Source organism: Streptomyces africanus (assembly GCF_002150735.1).
GTDB classification, from domain to species: Bacteria; Actinomycetota; Actinomycetes; order Streptomycetales; family Streptomycetaceae; genus Streptomyces; species Streptomyces africanus.
In genome coordinates this window covers 35,411-49,660 of the sequence record NZ_MUKA01000058.1, presented here as the reverse complement: position 1 = coordinate 49,660, position 14,250 = coordinate 35,411, and the positions used below count along the sequence as shown (strand labels likewise).

Here is a 14,250-nt window from a genome sequence, read left to right as displayed (position 1 = left end):
ACTGTTCGACACGTTGTCCACCGCCCCTACACCACGGTGAAGGGGCCGCGACCACGGCCCCCGGGGCGGGTGAACTTGGAGTCGTTGCCCTTGTCCAGGTCGCCCAGGAACGAGTCGAACCTGCGCCAGGCCTTGACCGCGCCGACCGCTCCGGCGATGCACGCGCGCGAGACCGCGTCCAGGTCGCGGCTCATCATGGACAGCGCCCTGGCCAGTTCGGCGCGCTGCGTCATCGTCAGCCGCCCGTCAACAGACTCCTTCGCCATCTGCCGGGAAGCTGCCTTGAGCTGGCCCTTTGCCAATTCCACGGAGATCGCGAAATAGTTCAGGATCTTCCTGATCGCGTCACAGAAGGCGTGGAGGTCTTCCTGGTTGGCCAGGTCCATGTCGCCGATGGATTGGGCGAGCTGGGCGATGCCCTGGTTCCTCGAACCGCCCGACCGGAACGACTTCTGACCTGCGAAGTTCTTGTTCGGCAGGGGGTTGCCCTGGCCGTCCAGTCCCCGGTTGCGGAGCTGGTCGTTGGTCTGTCCGTTGGCGCGGCCGGCCGCGCTGAACGGGTTGTCCGGGTGGTTCTCTCCGATACGGCTCATGGCCGCCTCTCTTCCTGATTCCTGGTTCCTGATGGGCGAAAGCCCTACCGAGGTTGTCCCCGGTAGGGCTTTACCTAAATCAAGCGTCTCGCGGTCGGCTGCCGACCGCAAGGCCGTTCTACGCCTTGGGCCCGCACCGCTGGATCGCCTTCTTCAAGGCCTCCTCACCCGCAGGCTTCTCCAGAGGCAGGGTCGGGACAATCCTCCGGATCTCGTCCCGGCTGTGTCCCGTCTCGGTCAGGAACCGGACGACGGAGGCCACGCTGCCCAGCCGGTCCTCGGGGACATCGACCACGGCCTGTCCCGTGTCCGGGGACTCGCCGCGCGCTTCGGCCGTGATGTCCCCGAACGACTTCACCTCGTAGCGCGCGCTGTCCCGGGACATGTCCCGGTCGGCCGGGACAGACTCGGAGACCTTGTCCAGGGACACGTGGACCGAGGGACGCGAGGGGGACACGGCGGGGACAGCCGAGCGAGGACGGGACACGACCGCCGGGACACGCGCGGGGACAACCGGCGCGGGGGACACGGCGGCTGGGACACCGTCCTGGGGGACAGGGGACACCGGGACAACCGGCGCTGGGGACATGTCCCCGGGGACATCGCTGTGTCCCTTGTCCCGGGCTCCGCCCTCAGCCGGGACAAGGGACAACGTCCAGTCGTGCCGCGACTTGATGTTGGCGAGGGACTTGACCGACTTGCGCCGGACCACCCGCGCGACGATCGCTGCTTCGGCGGCTGCGGCCTCGTCCGCGTCCAGCCCGTGGCGGGCCGCATCGATCTGGGCGGCCAGCTTGGCCGTCAGGCGGGTGTGCCTGCGCTTGCCAGGCTCAGCGCCCTCCAGGCGGTCCGCGAGGTCTACGGCACGGTCAGCGGCCCGGCTGCGGGCGATAGCCGCGCTGTCGGCGCCGCGCCGGCCGATGCCGAGGAATGCGACGAGACGTTCCCGCATCTCACGCAGGGCGGAGGCCAGGATGCCGGTCGACTTCTCGCCGGACATCCGCAGCTCAAGGCCCAGGAGCAGGTGCAGGAGGACGGCCAGGAGCACGGGGCCGAGGACGACACGCACCGGGCCGCCGACGCTGCCGGAGACCGTGAAGGCAGGGAGGGCCTGCACGAGGACGGCGGCGTAGGCGAGGTACGCAGGGCCCTTGGTCCGGGTAGCCCAGGAGTAGACCGTGAGGGCGATGATGGCCGCCTCGGCGACGCCGCACAGGGCCATCCGCTCGTTCTCGTCGGTGATCTGAAGCGCCGTCTCCATGAAGCGGTACGAGGTGTCGGCGGACATGGTCAGGGCCAGTGCGGCCGGGACAAGGAGCCCGACGGTGGCGGCCGTCTGACGGGACATGCGGGACATCGTCTGTCCTCTCTTCCTTGGTCACGATTCCTTGGTCGGTGCTGATTTTCTTAAATCATCGTACACCTGATCTGTCCCCTTGTCCCGTGCCCCGGCAAACATTTGTCCCGGGACATGTCCCCGGCGGGACACGGGCCGATCTGTCCCCTTGTCCCGTGTCCCTCCGGGGACACGCTCGCTCTGTCCCGACGGCCGGTTGTCCCGGGACACGACGAAGGGGCCCCGGTGTCCCGGAGCCCCTCGGCGTCTCTTGTCCCTGTCCCACTGTCCCGTCAGACGCTGTCCCCGTCAGGCGCCTTGAGGACGACGTACCGCCCCGGGTAGTCGGGGACCGGCTCCAGCACGCCCTCGTCGGTGAGCTGCTTCAGTTCGCCGACGATCCAGGGCCGGCTCTGCCGGAGGTCGGCGAAGTCGGTCACGCGCACGGCGGGAGCGTCAGCGCCGGACTCCTCGAACATGAGGCTGATGCGTGTGCGCAGAACTTTGCGGCTCGTAGCCGCGCGATCTTCAGCCGCGTGTCGATCGCGAGCGGCCCGTCGCTCGGAGATCTCGTAGTTGTCCTGTTCGTCCTGGACAAGCCTGGACAACTCCCCGGCCCACGCGGTGATCAGGGCGCGGTCCCGGAAGGACAGGGCGCGGATGTGCTCCCGGGCCGCCTCGGGGTCGTCGCGGGTGATCGCGTTGAGGGCGCTCAGGGCGTGGTCCTCGGGGCCGGTGGAAGTCTTGAGCTCGGTCATGGTCTCCTCGTTCCTTGGTCGCGATGATTTCCTTAAATCATCCTACCCGGGCCCGTGAGGCGCAACCCCGGGGCACGACAAAGCCCCTGCGATCTCCCGCAGGGGCTCGCTGTCCGCTGTCCCTCCGTCAGATGTCCCCGCCGCACGGGCGGAAGGGGTCAGGGCCGGCGTGAGGACGGAAAGGGTCGGCGCTCTCCGTACTCTGCCTGACTTCGCTCTCAGTGAAGATCTCGCTGAACCAGAAGTCGGTGATCTCGATTCCCTCAAGCGGGACGTTCTGCGACTGAGTCAGTTCGCGTACGGCTGCCGCGCGCAGCCGCACCTCGTCGCACCGGCCCAGGGACCAGGCCGTTCCCTCCAGCTCGTGCGGCTTCCCTTTGATGAGGGCTGTTCCGCCGTAGACGTATCCGAACTGCTCCACTCGCCGCGTCACCTCAGATACTCCGAGCCCGGGCTGACGGTCCACGTGCGGGCCCCGGGGCGACGGACGCGCTTCAGGATCCCGATGCCTTCCAGGACCAGCAGGTGGTCCTCCAGCCAGGAGTCCGGCCGGCCGGCGCGGCCAGCAACGCCCGGGAAGTCCGCGACAGTGAACGTCTTTTTGTTGCGGTCGCTGAGTTCGCCGATGCGTCCCCGGACCGCATCGGCGAGGGTGGGGGGTGGTCCAGTCGTGGCTGTGGTGGTCGGCACGACTCCTCCTCTTCCGTGTTCAGATGTCTACCTGGCGAGCGCTCGCCCGGCGGTGTTCCCACGGTGCACGTGCCAGACCCACGTCCGAGCACTCAAGTGCTCGAATGTGGCCCCTATGTCAAGCAGACGCACCAGATAATCCTCGTCTTCGCCACGGTAGCGGCGGCCTAGGCCTTCTGTCGTCACTTCTTCGCCAGGGCGGAATCCGCCGATGGCCCGGACCCGCTCGGTCCGCACAACGTGAGTCATCGGGATGAACGACCCGAACCGGCGCAGATGGGTCTCCTGCTCCGGTCCGAAGCGGACGCCCCACGGGAGCACCCATCTGCCCTGAACGGACACGGCCGTGGGATCCTCGCCGCCGCGCACCACCGGCGCCGGGTACACCAGGTCCGGCTTCTCGGATGACTGCTCCATCACGCGCATGCAGGCCATGAGGTGGTTCGGCTTCAGCTCGTCGTCATCGTCCAGCCAGGCAACCACGTCCGTGGTGACCCGCTCCAGCGCCCGGTTACGCGCCTGGTCCGCCCCGGTGCGCAGGGAGTCCCGTTCGACGACGACCTGGTCCGGCCGGCGCCGCTGCGCGCGTACGGACGCCAGTGCGCGCTCCAGCATCGCCTCGCGCCCGGGGATGGTGGGGACGACGACGGCAACGGTCATGCGGGGCATGACGGTACCTCTTCTCCTTCGGCCAGCGGGTACCAGCGCATCGCGTCTCCGGATCCCGGCGTGGATGATCCGGATGTCGTATCCGTCGGCAGACCGTACAGTCTGGCCACCCAGGTCGCAGAGTCAATCCGACGACCCCCGGCAGTGTCCTGGACGGATCCGCGCAGCCGTGCTTGATCGAAACTCGGCGGGGTCGTCTGCATGAGGCCCCGGGAAACCACGGAGCCCCCACGGCTGCTCCGTGGGGGCTCGTCGTCCCGGACGGTGTCTCCGGGCTGCTGCATCATGACTCCCCGGGGGTGGCGACCCACAGGGTGTCCTTGTCGGCCTGGGATCCTTCGGGGCTGATCTTCTCGGCCAGACCCTGCCGGCGCAGGCGGTCCAGGGACAGGTAGGTGACGGACTTGTTCAGACCCATCTCCTGGGCGATGACGTTGCGGGCCATCCCGTCCGGGTTGGCCTTGAGCAGGTCCAGGATCTTGCGGTCCCGTTCGATGGTCTCTGCGGGCCTCGGGCGTCCACGCGGGGGGCGCTGCGGCGCGGTCACGGTCATGGTTCCTTCCTCGGTGATCAGGGTGTCGATGATTTACCTTAATCGATATACCCCCTGCTGTCACGCCTCAAGCCCCGGCGACGTCAGCAGGCCCGAGGACCGCACCAGCTCACAGGCGGCGTCTACGTCCAGCGGCTCCCGGCCCATGGCCAGGTGTGAAGCCGGCTTCCACAGCACTACCTCAGTCCCGTACGACGACGGCCCACCGGACGCGATGGCCGGCAGGCCGTGGGTTGCGTTCTTCAGTTCCAGATGATCTCGCAGCAGCCGCTCGTACGCCTCGCGCAGCCTGATGTACGAACGGCGCAGGTCCCGGGTGGGGATGTGTTCCGCGCTGTGCTTGCCCATGCAGTCCGTCCTTGTCGTACGGCTCGGTCAAAGCCGGGGACGGTACCAGCGAGTCGCGGTGGCGCCGAACGCCTACTTCACCGCGCGGTTCTGCCATGCGTCGCGCATCGCCGAGTCGAACGAGGCGGCTTGCGAGAGTGCCCGGGAGGCCGGCGCGGTGAGGGTCGCCTGGCCGCCCCGACGGGTGGTGAGCAGCTCCAGCACTTCATCCCCGGTGACCAGGCCCTCCCACTCCACGAAGTCCTTCTCCCCGGGAACGACGGAGGCGCCGCGCTTGACGACCATGTACGGCAGCGGGCTGGAATTGCCGTCCTGCTCGTCCACAGCGAAGACGCGGATCTCTGTCCAGCGGCAGGTGGAGCAGTGCGTGCGCGGCGGGGCGAACTCGCTGTCCGGGTGGTTCTGGTGCCGGGGCCGGTAGCTGGAGCCGAGGCCCAGCAGCTCCCCGGTAATGGTGACCGACTGGCCATGCTGGTTGGTGATCGTCCAGGTCCCCGGCTTGCCGACAGACTCCAGTCCGGGCAGGGGTGTAGGGCTCGTCATTGGTCTGCTCTCCTCAGTCCGTGGTCCTGCTCCGAGCGTACCCACTGGGTAAACGTGCGCGTAGCCGAGTCCAGGCCGCGTCGGGAGCGTGGCCGGCCAGCGTATCGGGTATGTGTGATTTAACGAAATGAGTGCGCCCAGGATGGAGGACCAAGGAATGCGCATCATGGGGCTGGACCTGTCGATGAAGTGCACGGGGGTGTGCTTCCCGGACGACTCCACGGCGCTCATCAAACCGCGCGGGGACGGCGACCGGCGCCTGCTGAGCATCGAGGAGCGCATGACGGCGGCCCTGCGCGTGGCCCGCCCACAGCTCGCCGTCATCGAGGATGACCCCGGACTCTTCCGTGGAGCGTCTGCCAAGGTCATCCCGATGGTCCACGCCACCGTCCGACTCGTTCTCATGCGTTCAGGCGTCCCGTTCGTCCTGGTCAACACGAAGACGCTGAAGCTGTACGCCACCGGCCACGGCGGGGCCGACAAGGCGTCCATGGCCGTGGCCGCGCTCACCTACGCGGGCCGGGAGTTCACCGGCGACAAGGGCGGCGACCAGTGCGACGCGTGGTGGCTGCGGGCGGCCGGTCACGCCGCCTACGGCGAGCCGGTGGTCCGGGTGCCGAAGGCCAACATGGACGCCCTGCGCGAGGTGGCCTGGCCGACCCTCCCCGGGGCCCCGGCTCCGGTCTTCGCGCCGCCACCGGCGAAGCAGACCCGCCGCCGGCGGAGGGTTGCGGCCTGACATGATGCTGAACGCGGAAGGCCCCCGGGAGCGTCCATCCCGGGGGCCTTCCTTATGGTGCCTTAGATCCGCTCAGTCACCGAACGGGTTCGGGGCTTCGCCGCCCTCGCCGCCGGCGAGGAACTGTGCGGCCGGGTTCGGGTTCTTGGCCGGGGGCAGGTACTCCACCGTGTACTCCTTCGGCGGCTTGCCCTTGCTGCCGGGCTTCTTCTGCCCGTTCCGGACGTAGGTGACCTTCAGGTACCCGCCAACCTCGGGCTCCTTGGATCCGGCCTTGCGGACCGCGTCGCGGAACGCCTTGGCCATCTGGCCCTTCACGTACAGGGCGCGGGAGCCGTCGTCGTCCTCGACGTCCACCCACTCCTCGGTGTCGCCGTCGAACTTCCTCGTGTAGCCGGTGCCCTCCAAGACGACCCGGAGCTGCTGACGGGCTGTCCCGTCGTTCCAGGTGAGCACCTTGGACGGGTCGTCGTAGTCGCGCTGGACCTCCACGGTCATCTCGGAGATGGTGCCCGCGTACTCCGTCCCCCTCGCCGGGAACTGGCAGGACAGGGTCCCACCGCCCATGAGGAAGTCGGTGGCCGTCTTGGCCCGGCCGGGGGTGAACGCCGCCTGGTTGGGGGCGAACGGGTCGGCCTGCGTCGCAGTCGTCATGCTGTGATCCCTTGTTCCTTTGATCCCTGTTCCTCCGCCGCCGGTAGCGAGGGAGGGGAGCCGGTGGTACGTGGCTCCGGTGCGCGGCCGGGTCTCGAACCCGGATCTCCAAGGGCTTACCGGCACGGGGGTGGGCCGGGGTCCTTGTGCTCTGAGCCAGTTGAGCTACCGCGCGTCCAGCGTTTTACGGCCGCCGCCCGACCCCGATCCGCCCGCACGGTGTTGGTGTTTCCGCCAGTGGCTTACTCGCCTCACGGCTGGTGCGTCGTAGGTCGCTGAGGCCCCGGAGCCAGGGGGTTAGCCCCGGGGCGGTCTCTGTGGAGTTGTTCCGGGTGGGTCTGTGACGGAACGTCACGAAGGTCTGAACCGCCCGGAGTTGGTGCGCTCCGTATGCTTTTATGATACCCCGGAAGAGGATTTAATTAAACCCTCTCTAGCCTCCGGGTTCGGCGAGTTTCTTCAGCCGCGACTGCATGACGTCGACCAGCTCATCCACCTCGTCCTTGGGCAGGCCGGCCGTGATGGCCTCCTTCCAGACGGCCGAGGCCTCGCCGTTGGACGTGACCGACTGCGCCCGGTCCATCAGCGTCGGCGGCCGTACCGTCGTCCGCGTGGTGACGGTCGGCTCAGGTCGTTCCGGGGCGAACGTCTCGGCCTCGGAGACCATGACCGGCGAGGCGAGGGTGCGGACGTTGCGCCAGGCCCTGACGCGCTCGCACAGCACGGCCGCGTTCCACCCGGACTCCAGGTCGATGCCGTATACCGTCGGCGTCTTCTCCGACTCCTTGTCCACCGGCAGGTGGATGACGACACCCGCGTCCAGCCGTACCTTGGAGCCGTTGAGGGGGTCGGGGGTCCACTCCTTGCGGGCCTTGTCCCAGACCCCGGACGTGTTGATGCCCTGCGCATAGGTCGCGAGCTGGATAGCGATCTCCTGCCATCCGTAGTCGAGATCCCTACCGGTCTTCTTGTCGCCGATGACGTACTGGCCGGGCTCCAGCCGGACCTCAGCCCGGCCGATCTTCAGCGTGAGCGGCTTGGTGACCTTGTAGCAGTTGTCGCTGGTGCCCGCGACGCCGTACTGCTTGACGACCACGGTGAACTCAATGAGCCCTGACACAGGCTCAAGGCCGGTCTCCTCCAGCAGCCGGATGTACGTCTCGACCATCTCGCGGCAGTCCTCCGGCACCTGGTCCAGGACGCTGCGCGGGCCGCCGGGGGAGTGCCACGCCCGGTCTGCCAGCTCCGTGAAGGAGTGCATCGCCGTGCCGTCGTTGGCGGCCACCTTGGCGCCCGCCGCGTTCTTCAGCTCCGCCGTCAGCTCGTCCAGCAGGGCCTTGTCCGCCCGGACGTGCTTGCCGTGGGCCCGCTTGATGATGTCCGGCCGCTTCGTCGCACCAAGCAGACACATGCGCAGCCCCCACTGGGACAGGGCGTAAGTGTCGCTGATCGACTTGGCGAAGGTGGTGGACCTGGTCCACGCCTTCTCCTTGCCGGTGTCCGGGTGCGGGATGAGGTACCGGCCGTGCCGGTCGCGCTTGGTATCGTCCTCGCCCCGCGAACTGGCGGCACCGGCGAGGAACTGCCCGGGTGTCTGCGCCGCGCCCGCCGGGGCCGCCGGCCGGTCAGTGCCGAGGAATGCGGCTGCCGCTGCGCTCTGATCAGTCGTCACCGCAGCACCCCTGGAGTTCCCAGCCGCCCGCACCGTCGGCGCGGATGATGTCACCGATTCCGATTTCGGCGAAACAGCCGGAGCACTCGCCTTCGTAGGCGGCCTCGAACCAGGGGCCGGGACCGTCGGCCGGCTGGTCGTTGTCGGCGTCGATGCCGCCGAAGAACGCGGCGACGTCGCCGTCCTGTCGTCCGTGCATTCCTTGGTCTCCTGCTCCTTGGTCCTGGTGGCGATCCTCTCCACCACCTCGTCGGGGTTCTTCAGCTCACCTGTGCGCCCAGCGTGCGGGCCGTTGTCCACGACGATGGCCTCCACCAGGCCGTAGCCCGCGCTCGTCACGCGCATAGCGGTGCCGCGCCGGACGAAGACGTCGCCGTACTCCAAGTCGCCGACGCGAACCGGACCCGTCTGCGGCTCATCGTCTGGACAGCCGGGGCAGTCGTCCGCGTGCTCCGGGTCGTCGCTGTCGTCAGTGACGACGTGCGCCTCCACGTCCTCGGGCCGGTTCAGCGCCGGGTCGACCGGCAGCCCGAGGGCGGCCGACGCGGTGCGGTCCATGCGAGCCGCCGTCTCCGCCTTCTCTTCCGGGCTGCGCTGTTCCAGCACCTTGATGACTTCCCGAGTCAGCTCCGACGTCCGCGCGTCCCGGGCCTTCTGCTCCGGGGTGCGGTGGTCCTTGGCAACGACAGCCGCGAGGCGCTCTCGCTCCGCGTCGGAGAGGCCGCCGCCGCTGTGCATCGACGGGCGGCCGGTGTGCGTCGCCGGCGCCGCGCCCATGAACCGCTCAGCATCGCTGAGGGCGTCGGCCGCCATCGGTCGGACAGAGGGGAACTGGTAAGGGCCGTCCATGGTCGGCCCAGCGGCGCGGTCCTGGGGGCACTGCTCCAGGCCGTGCCCGACCCGCTGCATCTCCTCGTTCGTCGGCCACGAGGCCCCGCAATTGCAGATCACCGCCTCGCCGACGCCCTTGAACTGGTCGGCCATGGTCTGCTGCGTCACGGCGTCCGGGTTCACGCCCCACGGCGCCGCGCCGGTGCCCTGCGCCTCGGCCATGACCTCCAGCTCGGCGTCGCTGACGGGGTTCCCGGCCGCGCCGTGGCAGCCGTAGCACTGGCCGACCGGCACGTGTTCGCAGTCGGCCGCGAGCGTGGCCACGAGGCCGTCCGTCGTGCCGAGGATGTCCGGGTACGTGCCCAGCGGGAAGTCGCTGCCGCCGGGGCAGGGCCGGGGCGTCTGCTCGGGGGTGAGGTGGCTGCGGGCCCGGCCGTTGCCGGTCAGCTCCACCGGGTGCTTGCACAGGCGGCACTGCGGGCCGTTCGCCGGGTCATCGGCCGTCTGCTCGCCGGCGGGCAGCTCGCCGACGCCCCGGCACTTGCGGGAGTCGGGCCCGGCCTGGAGCTCCGGGTTGTCGGTGAAGTGGTGACGGATCGTCCCGTTCGCCGTGACGGCGTACTCGCCGGGGCACACGGAGCAGCGTTTGCGCTCAGGGGTCGACTGAGTCATTGCGGTACCTTCCTGCTTCCTTGGTCAATGGCCTAACGGCCAGGTGGGGAGGGCCGCCGCAGCCCTCCCCGGGTCACTCAGTAGAGCTGTGCGACGGCCTGCATCGTCTGGTCCCATGTGCGGTGTGGGATGGCCCGGTCGTCAATGAACGCGATGGCCACCAGCTTCCGCTGGGTCACCAGCAGCGTGCCCGTGGTGTCCCAGAACCGGCGGCCGGGGTCGTTGTCAGCCTCGGCGTGGAAGCCACGGTCCTTCATCCACGGCACCACCGTGTGCGGTTCGCGCGTGGTGTGGATGAACACCGCGTAGGTCTCCATCAGGGCCCGCAGGCTCTCGGCCGCCCCGGGGAGCATCTCCCCGTAGATGAGCCCGCCCTGCCAGCCTCGGGCGTAGTCGTGGATCACGCCATCGAAATCGACGCCGATCGCCTTCACGTATTCCTTGGTCACGGGGCCTCCGCCCTGTCGATTTAGCTAAATCATACCCGCTACGAGCGGGGAAGGAAACGGTCCAGCTTGCGCGACGCGATGGTGACCGCGAGGAGGTCGGAGGCGAGGCCCGCCCGAAGCCCGTCGGGCACCGTGTGACCGGCGTACCGCAGGATCCTGGTCTGCTTCTCCGACGCAGGTTTCTTCCTCCACGACGCCGTGCGGGTCATGTTCAGCTCGCTGCGGTCCGTGGCTTCCGTCTCCGCCCAAGCCATCGCCATGCCGAGGTCCAGGCCCTCGTGCAGCCGCTCCCAGGTTCCACGCGGCGGGGCGTAGGCAACGTCCCACTTTTCCGCCTCGCCCCGGGACGGCCAGAGCAGGATCTCTCCGTTGTCGCCCAGTGGGATGAACTGGATCCCGCCCTTCGTGCGCAGCCACGAGTAGGCGGCCGAGGCCCTGAACAGATCCACATCACGGTGCGTCAGTTCGAACCGCAGCGAGCCCGCCGGGACCTTCTCGTCCTTGCGGGACTCCTCGCGCACGTAGGCGTCGGCGAGGGTCTCGCCGTCGGCCACCTTGCCCTCGAACCCGGGCTCCAGGTCAACCAGCGTGCACAGCGACCCACCCTCGCCGGCGAGGATGAGCACCAGGGCGTCCGCCTTGCCGGTGGCGGGGGAGGGCCGCAGGACCCGGCCGACCATCTGTATGAACAGCGGCTCGGACTTCGTCGGCCGGGCGATCACCGCGCAGTCGGAGAAAGGGAAGTCGGCGCCCTCGGTCAAGACCATGCAGTTGACCAGCGTGCGGACCTCGCCGGTGCGGAACCGGCGGTAGATGTTCAGCCGCTCCTCGCGGGGCGTACCGCCGTGCACGTACGCCGCGTCGGGCAGGGCCTCGGCCGTCGCTCGTGCGACTTCCACCGTCGGGGTGAAGACGATCGGGCTGCGCCGGTCGGCCGCGTGCTCCTGAAGCACCTTGGCGATGATCTGCGGGCCGCCGGCCTCCATCATCGCGTCGCCCAGAGAGGATGCGGTGTAGTCACCCCGGGACTTCTTCACGTCGCCGAGGTGCAGGGTGTCCACGTCGATCAGCTTGGACTTGACGTCGACCAGGAAGCCCCGGCTCATGGCCCACAGCGGGGAGCGGGTGAACACCGCGTCTTCCCACACGTCGCCGAGGCCTTGGCCGTCGCCCCGGGCGAGCGTCGCGGTGAAGCCCACGGCCTTCGTGCCCGGCATCCCGCTGTAGCAGCCGAGCGCGGCGAGGATGTTGCGGTAGCTCTCGGCCGCCGCGTGGTGGCACTCGTCGACGATGACCAGGCCGACCTTGCCGCACTTCTCCTGCGAGTCGAGCAGCCGGTGCAGGCGCTTCTCCCGGGCGAGCGTCTGCACCGAACAGACCATGACGTTGGCCGCGATGTTGTCGGCCGCCGCCTTCACCTTGCCGACGAACAGGCCGGGCTCAGTCTGCTTCAGCTTGTTCATCGTCTGGTCGGCCAGCTCGTCACGGTGCACGAGGATGACGACGCGCGTGCCCTCGGACTCGACGTGCTCGGCCGCCATGCGGGAGAACACGACGGTCTTGCCCATGCCCGTGGCGAGCACGACGGCCGGCCGCTGCATCCCGTCGGCCCATGCCGCCTGAATCGCGTCGATGCACTCGCGCTGGTATGGACGGAGCTGGAGCGTCTGGCTCATCCGTCGACCTCCGCGTCCAGCTCGGCGAGGTGCTCCAGCAGTCCCCGGTTCTTGATCCGGTCGCGGCCGACGATGTCGGCTGCCCTGCGCACCAGCGCGGTGTCGTAGTCCTTCTCGTCGGTGTCGTCCGGCCCGTAGCCGGTGTACGCCTTCGGCCAGTAGCCCTCGTCCAGCAGGCCGGTGACTGCCCGCAGGAGGAGATCAGCGGTCTCGCGGGACATCATCAGGTCCGGCCCGGGTCCGAACGGGTCGGACCCTTCCGGGCCGTTCTGCCGGGCGTGCATGTAGCCCTGGGCGGCGACGTCACCCATGACTGCGCTGACGTCGTAGCCCTCGCTCCCCAGCCGCTGCGCGGTCGCCCTGGCGTCGTCCAGTGACTCCGGCTCGGTGAACGCGTCCTCGCCGTCCTTGAAGTACAGGACCCGGTACTGCTCGTCGCTGGTGCTCACTGCTCGCTCCCTTCCGTGCCGCAGGCGCCGGACGCCCGACGGCAGTCCGGGAAGTCGGGGTGCAGGTGGTACCGCTTCTGCGGCTCATCAGGGGTCGACACGGGGCCGATCCAGTCGTGACCGCCGGTGGGCTCGATGACCCCGCCGCAGTGAGCGCAGCGGCGGGCCTGCCGTGCGGCCTCCACCCCGGCCCTCCACCACATCGCCTGCGGGGAGTCCCAGTGAGGCCTCATGTACGCGGGGACGTCCACGCCCAGATACGTCTCCGGGCCGTCCGTCTGCGGTGCCTTGAGCCGCTCCACGTGCTCGGGGCTGAGCGAGTCGAGCAGGCCCAGCAGCTTGCGGTCGGCGTCGTCGGCGCTCATGCGGCCATCGCTCCTTTGAACTCTTCCACGGCGCGGTCCCAGACTTCGCGGGCCGGGGCCGTCGCGAGCCAGACGTCCACCCCGTGACGCGTGATCAGGTGCTCCCACAGGGCGAGGAAGTGGTCCCCGTCCAGCGCTCCGTTGCAGGGGACCGTCCACCAGCAGTGCGGGCAGTCGGCGTGCGGGCCGGTGGAGTGCAGCGCCTCGCGCCGCATCCGGCCGAGCGCTTCGGAGAACAGCAAGCCGTCTTCAACGTCGGAGCCGACACGGTTCAGTGCAGCCGCGTAAGCCGTTTCTTCCTTGGTCATGAGTCCGTGATCCTCCCAGCGGGGTGCACAATCACCGAACCCGCAGGCCGCAAGGGGGTCTGCGGGGCCGTGACGTTGCCCCATCTGCGCCCGGCGTCCCGGGAGTTCCTTGGTCTGGGTCGGCGAGGCTCCGTCGGGCCTCATGTCCGTTATGGTACCCCGTGTATAAGCGTGTGTAAACGCGGGTATCATCGCTACGCGTACTTACACACCATCAAGGAGGAGCAGTGGAAGAGTTCCTGACGGTCGCCCAGGTAGCGGACCTCGCCGGGGTCCACCCCGGGTCCGTCTACCGCTGGCTGGACGACCCGGACGTGCCGCTGACCAAGCACAAGACGCCCAACGGCCGCGTGCGCATCCCGCGCAGGGAAGCCGAGGAGTGGGCCCGGCTGCGCAACACGCCCGTCGTCGTCGACGTCTCGGCCGCCTCGCCGGCCCTCACAGGCATCACGTCGTGAACAGCCTGTACCAGGTCGTCAAGCCGATACCCACCACCGTGCACGGGGTCACCACCCGCTCGCGGCTGGAGGCCCGGTGGATCGTGTTTTTCGAACGCGCGGGCATCCCGTGGGAGTACGAGCCGCAGGCCTACCGCGTCGGCTCGCGAGGGTACCTGCCGGACTTCCGCATCCGGCCCCATCACGGTGCTGACCAGGCGTGGATGGAGATAAAGCCCGACGCGGATACCTTTGACGACCCACGCTGGAAGGGCCTCGTCGCCGGGACCGGCTTGATGCTGTTCACGGTGCGCGGCCTGCACCGCCGGGGTGACGTCTGCGGGCGGGATCACACCGTCCGTGTCTGGCACCCGAGCGGCATGGTCGCCGACGTCCACCGCATGTGGACCGGCCCCGAGTTCCGGACAGCGTGGGACGCGGCGTCTGCCGCGCGGTTTGATCGTCGGCGCCCGGCCGGCCGGAAGGGGAGGAGAGAGTAAGTGCCCAA

At 69.0% G+C, this 14,250-nt stretch carries 19 protein-coding genes and 1 tRNA gene; 3 read left to right on the top strand and 17 right to left on the bottom strand.

Going from position 1 to position 14,250, the window contains the following annotated elements; translation table 11 throughout:
- Positions 1 to 26: 26 nt before the first annotated feature.
- The 9 genes from CCL05_RS08695 to CCL05_RS08655 form a co-directional block, all read right to left on the bottom strand.
- Positions 27 to 593: a hypothetical protein gene (locus tag CCL05_RS08695; protein WP_086559919.1), complete on the bottom strand. Its 567-nt coding sequence runs from the start codon at positions 591 to 593 to the stop codon at positions 27 to 29.
- A 118-nt stretch (positions 594 to 711) separates the two neighbouring features.
- On the bottom strand, positions 712 to 1,941 hold the full coding sequence (locus tag CCL05_RS08690; protein ID WP_143589842.1) for a hypothetical protein: 1,230 nt from the start codon (positions 1,939 to 1,941) through the stop codon (positions 712 to 714).
- A 281-nt stretch (positions 1,942 to 2,222) separates the two neighbouring features.
- The gene (locus tag CCL05_RS08685; protein ID WP_086559917.1) at positions 2,223 to 2,687 is read right to left on the bottom strand and encodes a hypothetical protein; all 465 of its coding nucleotides are present in this window, start codon (positions 2,685 to 2,687) and stop codon (positions 2,223 to 2,225) included.
- A 127-nt stretch (positions 2,688 to 2,814) separates the two neighbouring features.
- A complete protein-coding gene (locus tag CCL05_RS08680) occupies positions 2,815 to 3,108 on the bottom strand; it encodes a hypothetical protein (protein WP_086559916.1) in 294 nt (97 codons plus the stop codon).
- 8 nt (positions 3,109 to 3,116) lie between these two features.
- Positions 3,117 to 3,377 carry a hypothetical protein gene (locus tag CCL05_RS08675; protein ID WP_086559915.1) on the bottom strand — a complete coding sequence of 87 codons (261 nt, stop codon included), beginning with the start codon at positions 3,375 to 3,377 and terminating at the stop codon, positions 3,117 to 3,119.
- A gap of 27 nt (positions 3,378 to 3,404) precedes the next feature.
- Positions 3,405 to 4,037 carry a glycosyltransferase family 2 protein gene (locus CCL05_RS08670; protein WP_158102430.1) on the bottom strand — a complete coding sequence of 211 codons (633 nt, stop codon included), beginning with the start codon at positions 4,035 to 4,037 and terminating at the stop codon, positions 3,405 to 3,407.
- Positions 4,038 to 4,329: 292 nt separating this feature from the next.
- A complete protein-coding gene (locus CCL05_RS08665) occupies positions 4,330 to 4,599 on the bottom strand; it encodes a winged helix-turn-helix domain-containing protein (protein WP_086559913.1) in 270 nt (89 codons plus the stop codon).
- Positions 4,600 to 4,659: 60 nt separating this feature from the next.
- Complete coding sequence (locus CCL05_RS08660) at positions 4,660 to 4,947, bottom strand: hypothetical protein (RefSeq protein ID WP_086559912.1); 288 nt, start codon at positions 4,945 to 4,947, stop codon at positions 4,660 to 4,662.
- Positions 4,948 to 5,019: 72 nt separating this feature from the next.
- Positions 5,020 to 5,490, bottom strand: coding sequence for a hypothetical protein (locus tag CCL05_RS08655; RefSeq protein ID WP_086559911.1), 471 nt, complete (start codon positions 5,488 to 5,490; stop codon positions 5,020 to 5,022).
- Between the two features lie 142 nt (positions 5,491 to 5,632).
- Here CCL05_RS08655 and CCL05_RS08650 point away from each other — a divergent pair, with 142 nt between their 5' ends.
- On the top strand, positions 5,633 to 6,229 hold the full coding sequence (locus tag CCL05_RS08650; RefSeq protein WP_143589841.1) for a RuvC family protein: 597 nt from the start codon (positions 5,633 to 5,635) through the stop codon (positions 6,227 to 6,229).
- Positions 6,230 to 6,301: 72 nt separating this feature from the next.
- On the opposite strand, the gene CCL05_RS08645 is transcribed toward CCL05_RS08650, so the two are convergent.
- The 8 genes from CCL05_RS08645 to CCL05_RS08615 form a co-directional block, all read right to left on the bottom strand.
- Entirely contained in the window at positions 6,302 to 6,883 is a 582-nt protein-coding gene (locus CCL05_RS08645; protein WP_086559909.1) for a hypothetical protein, read from the bottom strand.
- A gap of 79 nt (positions 6,884 to 6,962) precedes the next feature.
- Positions 6,963 to 7,058, bottom strand: a tRNA-OTHER gene (locus CCL05_RS44750).
- 258 nt (positions 7,059 to 7,316) lie between these two features.
- The gene (locus CCL05_RS08640) at positions 7,317 to 10,058 is read right to left on the bottom strand and encodes a hypothetical protein (RefSeq protein ID WP_086559908.1); all 2,742 of its coding nucleotides are present in this window, start codon (positions 10,056 to 10,058) and stop codon (positions 7,317 to 7,319) included.
- 77 nt (positions 10,059 to 10,135) lie between these two features.
- On the bottom strand, positions 10,136 to 10,507 hold the full coding sequence (locus CCL05_RS08635; RefSeq protein WP_086559907.1) for a hypothetical protein: 372 nt from the start codon (positions 10,505 to 10,507) through the stop codon (positions 10,136 to 10,138).
- Between the two features lie 38 nt (positions 10,508 to 10,545).
- The gene (locus tag CCL05_RS08630) at positions 10,546 to 12,183 is read right to left on the bottom strand and encodes a DEAD/DEAH box helicase (RefSeq protein WP_086559906.1); all 1,638 of its coding nucleotides are present in this window, start codon (positions 12,181 to 12,183) and stop codon (positions 10,546 to 10,548) included.
- Positions 12,180 to 12,632 carry a hypothetical protein gene (locus CCL05_RS08625; protein WP_086559905.1) on the bottom strand — a complete coding sequence of 151 codons (453 nt, stop codon included), beginning with the start codon at positions 12,630 to 12,632 and terminating at the stop codon, positions 12,180 to 12,182. Before CCL05_RS08625 ends, CCL05_RS08630 begins: the two co-directional genes overlap by 4 nt.
- Complete coding sequence (locus CCL05_RS08620) at positions 12,629 to 12,997, bottom strand: hypothetical protein (RefSeq protein WP_086559904.1); 369 nt, start codon at positions 12,995 to 12,997, stop codon at positions 12,629 to 12,631. The genes CCL05_RS08625 and CCL05_RS08620 overlap by 4 nt, the downstream gene beginning before the upstream one ends.
- Positions 12,994 to 13,305, bottom strand: a complete 312-nt coding sequence (locus CCL05_RS08615) for a hypothetical protein (protein ID WP_086559903.1) — start codon at positions 13,303 to 13,305, stop codon at positions 12,994 to 12,996. The genes CCL05_RS08620 and CCL05_RS08615 overlap by 4 nt, the downstream gene beginning before the upstream one ends.
- A 227-nt stretch (positions 13,306 to 13,532) precedes the next feature.
- Between CCL05_RS08615 and CCL05_RS08610 the strand changes: the two genes are divergently transcribed.
- Positions 13,533 to 13,763, top strand: coding sequence for a helix-turn-helix domain-containing protein (locus CCL05_RS08610; RefSeq protein WP_086559902.1), 231 nt, complete (start codon positions 13,533 to 13,535; stop codon positions 13,761 to 13,763).
- On the top strand, positions 13,760 to 14,242 hold the full coding sequence (locus tag CCL05_RS08605) for a PDDEXK family nuclease (RefSeq protein WP_086559901.1): 483 nt from the start codon (positions 13,760 to 13,762) through the stop codon (positions 14,240 to 14,242). Before CCL05_RS08610 ends, CCL05_RS08605 begins: the two co-directional genes overlap by 4 nt.
- Positions 14,243 to 14,250 lie beyond the last annotated feature (8 nt).

Bases quoted from the DNA above. Each gene is read 5' to 3' on its own strand.
- CCL05_RS08695 (WP_086559919.1), bottom strand. From the start codon at position 593: ATGAGCCGTATCGGAGAGAACCACCCGGACAACCCGTTCAGCGCGGCC.
- CCL05_RS08690 (WP_143589842.1), bottom strand. From the start codon at position 1,941: ATGTCCCGTCAGACGGCCGCCACCGTCGGGCTCCTTGTCCCGGCCGCA.
- CCL05_RS08685 (WP_086559917.1), bottom strand. From the start codon at position 2,687: ATGACCGAGCTCAAGACTTCCACCGGCCCCGAGGACCACGCCCTGAGC.
- CCL05_RS08670 (WP_158102430.1), bottom strand. From the start codon at position 4,037: ATGACCGTTGCCGTCGTCGTCCCCACCATCCCCGGGCGCGAGGCGATG.
- CCL05_RS08665 (WP_086559913.1), bottom strand. From the start codon at position 4,599: ATGACCGTGACCGCGCCGCAGCGCCCCCCGCGTGGACGCCCGAGGCCC.
- CCL05_RS08660 (WP_086559912.1), bottom strand. From the start codon at position 4,947: ATGGGCAAGCACAGCGCGGAACACATCCCCACCCGGGACCTGCGCCGT.
- CCL05_RS08655 (WP_086559911.1), bottom strand. From the start codon at position 5,490: ATGACGAGCCCTACACCCCTGCCCGGACTGGAGTCTGTCGGCAAGCCG.
- CCL05_RS08650 (WP_143589841.1), top strand. From the start codon at position 5,633: ATGGAGGACCAAGGAATGCGCATCATGGGGCTGGACCTGTCGATGAAG.
- CCL05_RS08645 (WP_086559909.1), bottom strand. From the start codon at position 6,883: ATGACGACTGCGACGCAGGCCGACCCGTTCGCCCCCAACCAGGCGGCG.
- CCL05_RS08640 (WP_086559908.1), bottom strand. From the start codon at position 10,058: ATGACTCAGTCGACCCCTGAGCGCAAACGCTGCTCCGTGTGCCCCGGC.
- CCL05_RS08630 (WP_086559906.1), bottom strand. From the start codon at position 12,183: ATGAGCCAGACGCTCCAGCTCCGTCCATACCAGCGCGAGTGCATCGAC.
- CCL05_RS08620 (WP_086559904.1), bottom strand. From the start codon at position 12,997: ATGAGCGCCGACGACGCCGACCGCAAGCTGCTGGGCCTGCTCGACTCG.
- CCL05_RS08615 (WP_086559903.1), bottom strand. From the start codon at position 13,305: ATGACCAAGGAAGAAACGGCTTACGCGGCTGCACTGAACCGTGTCGGC.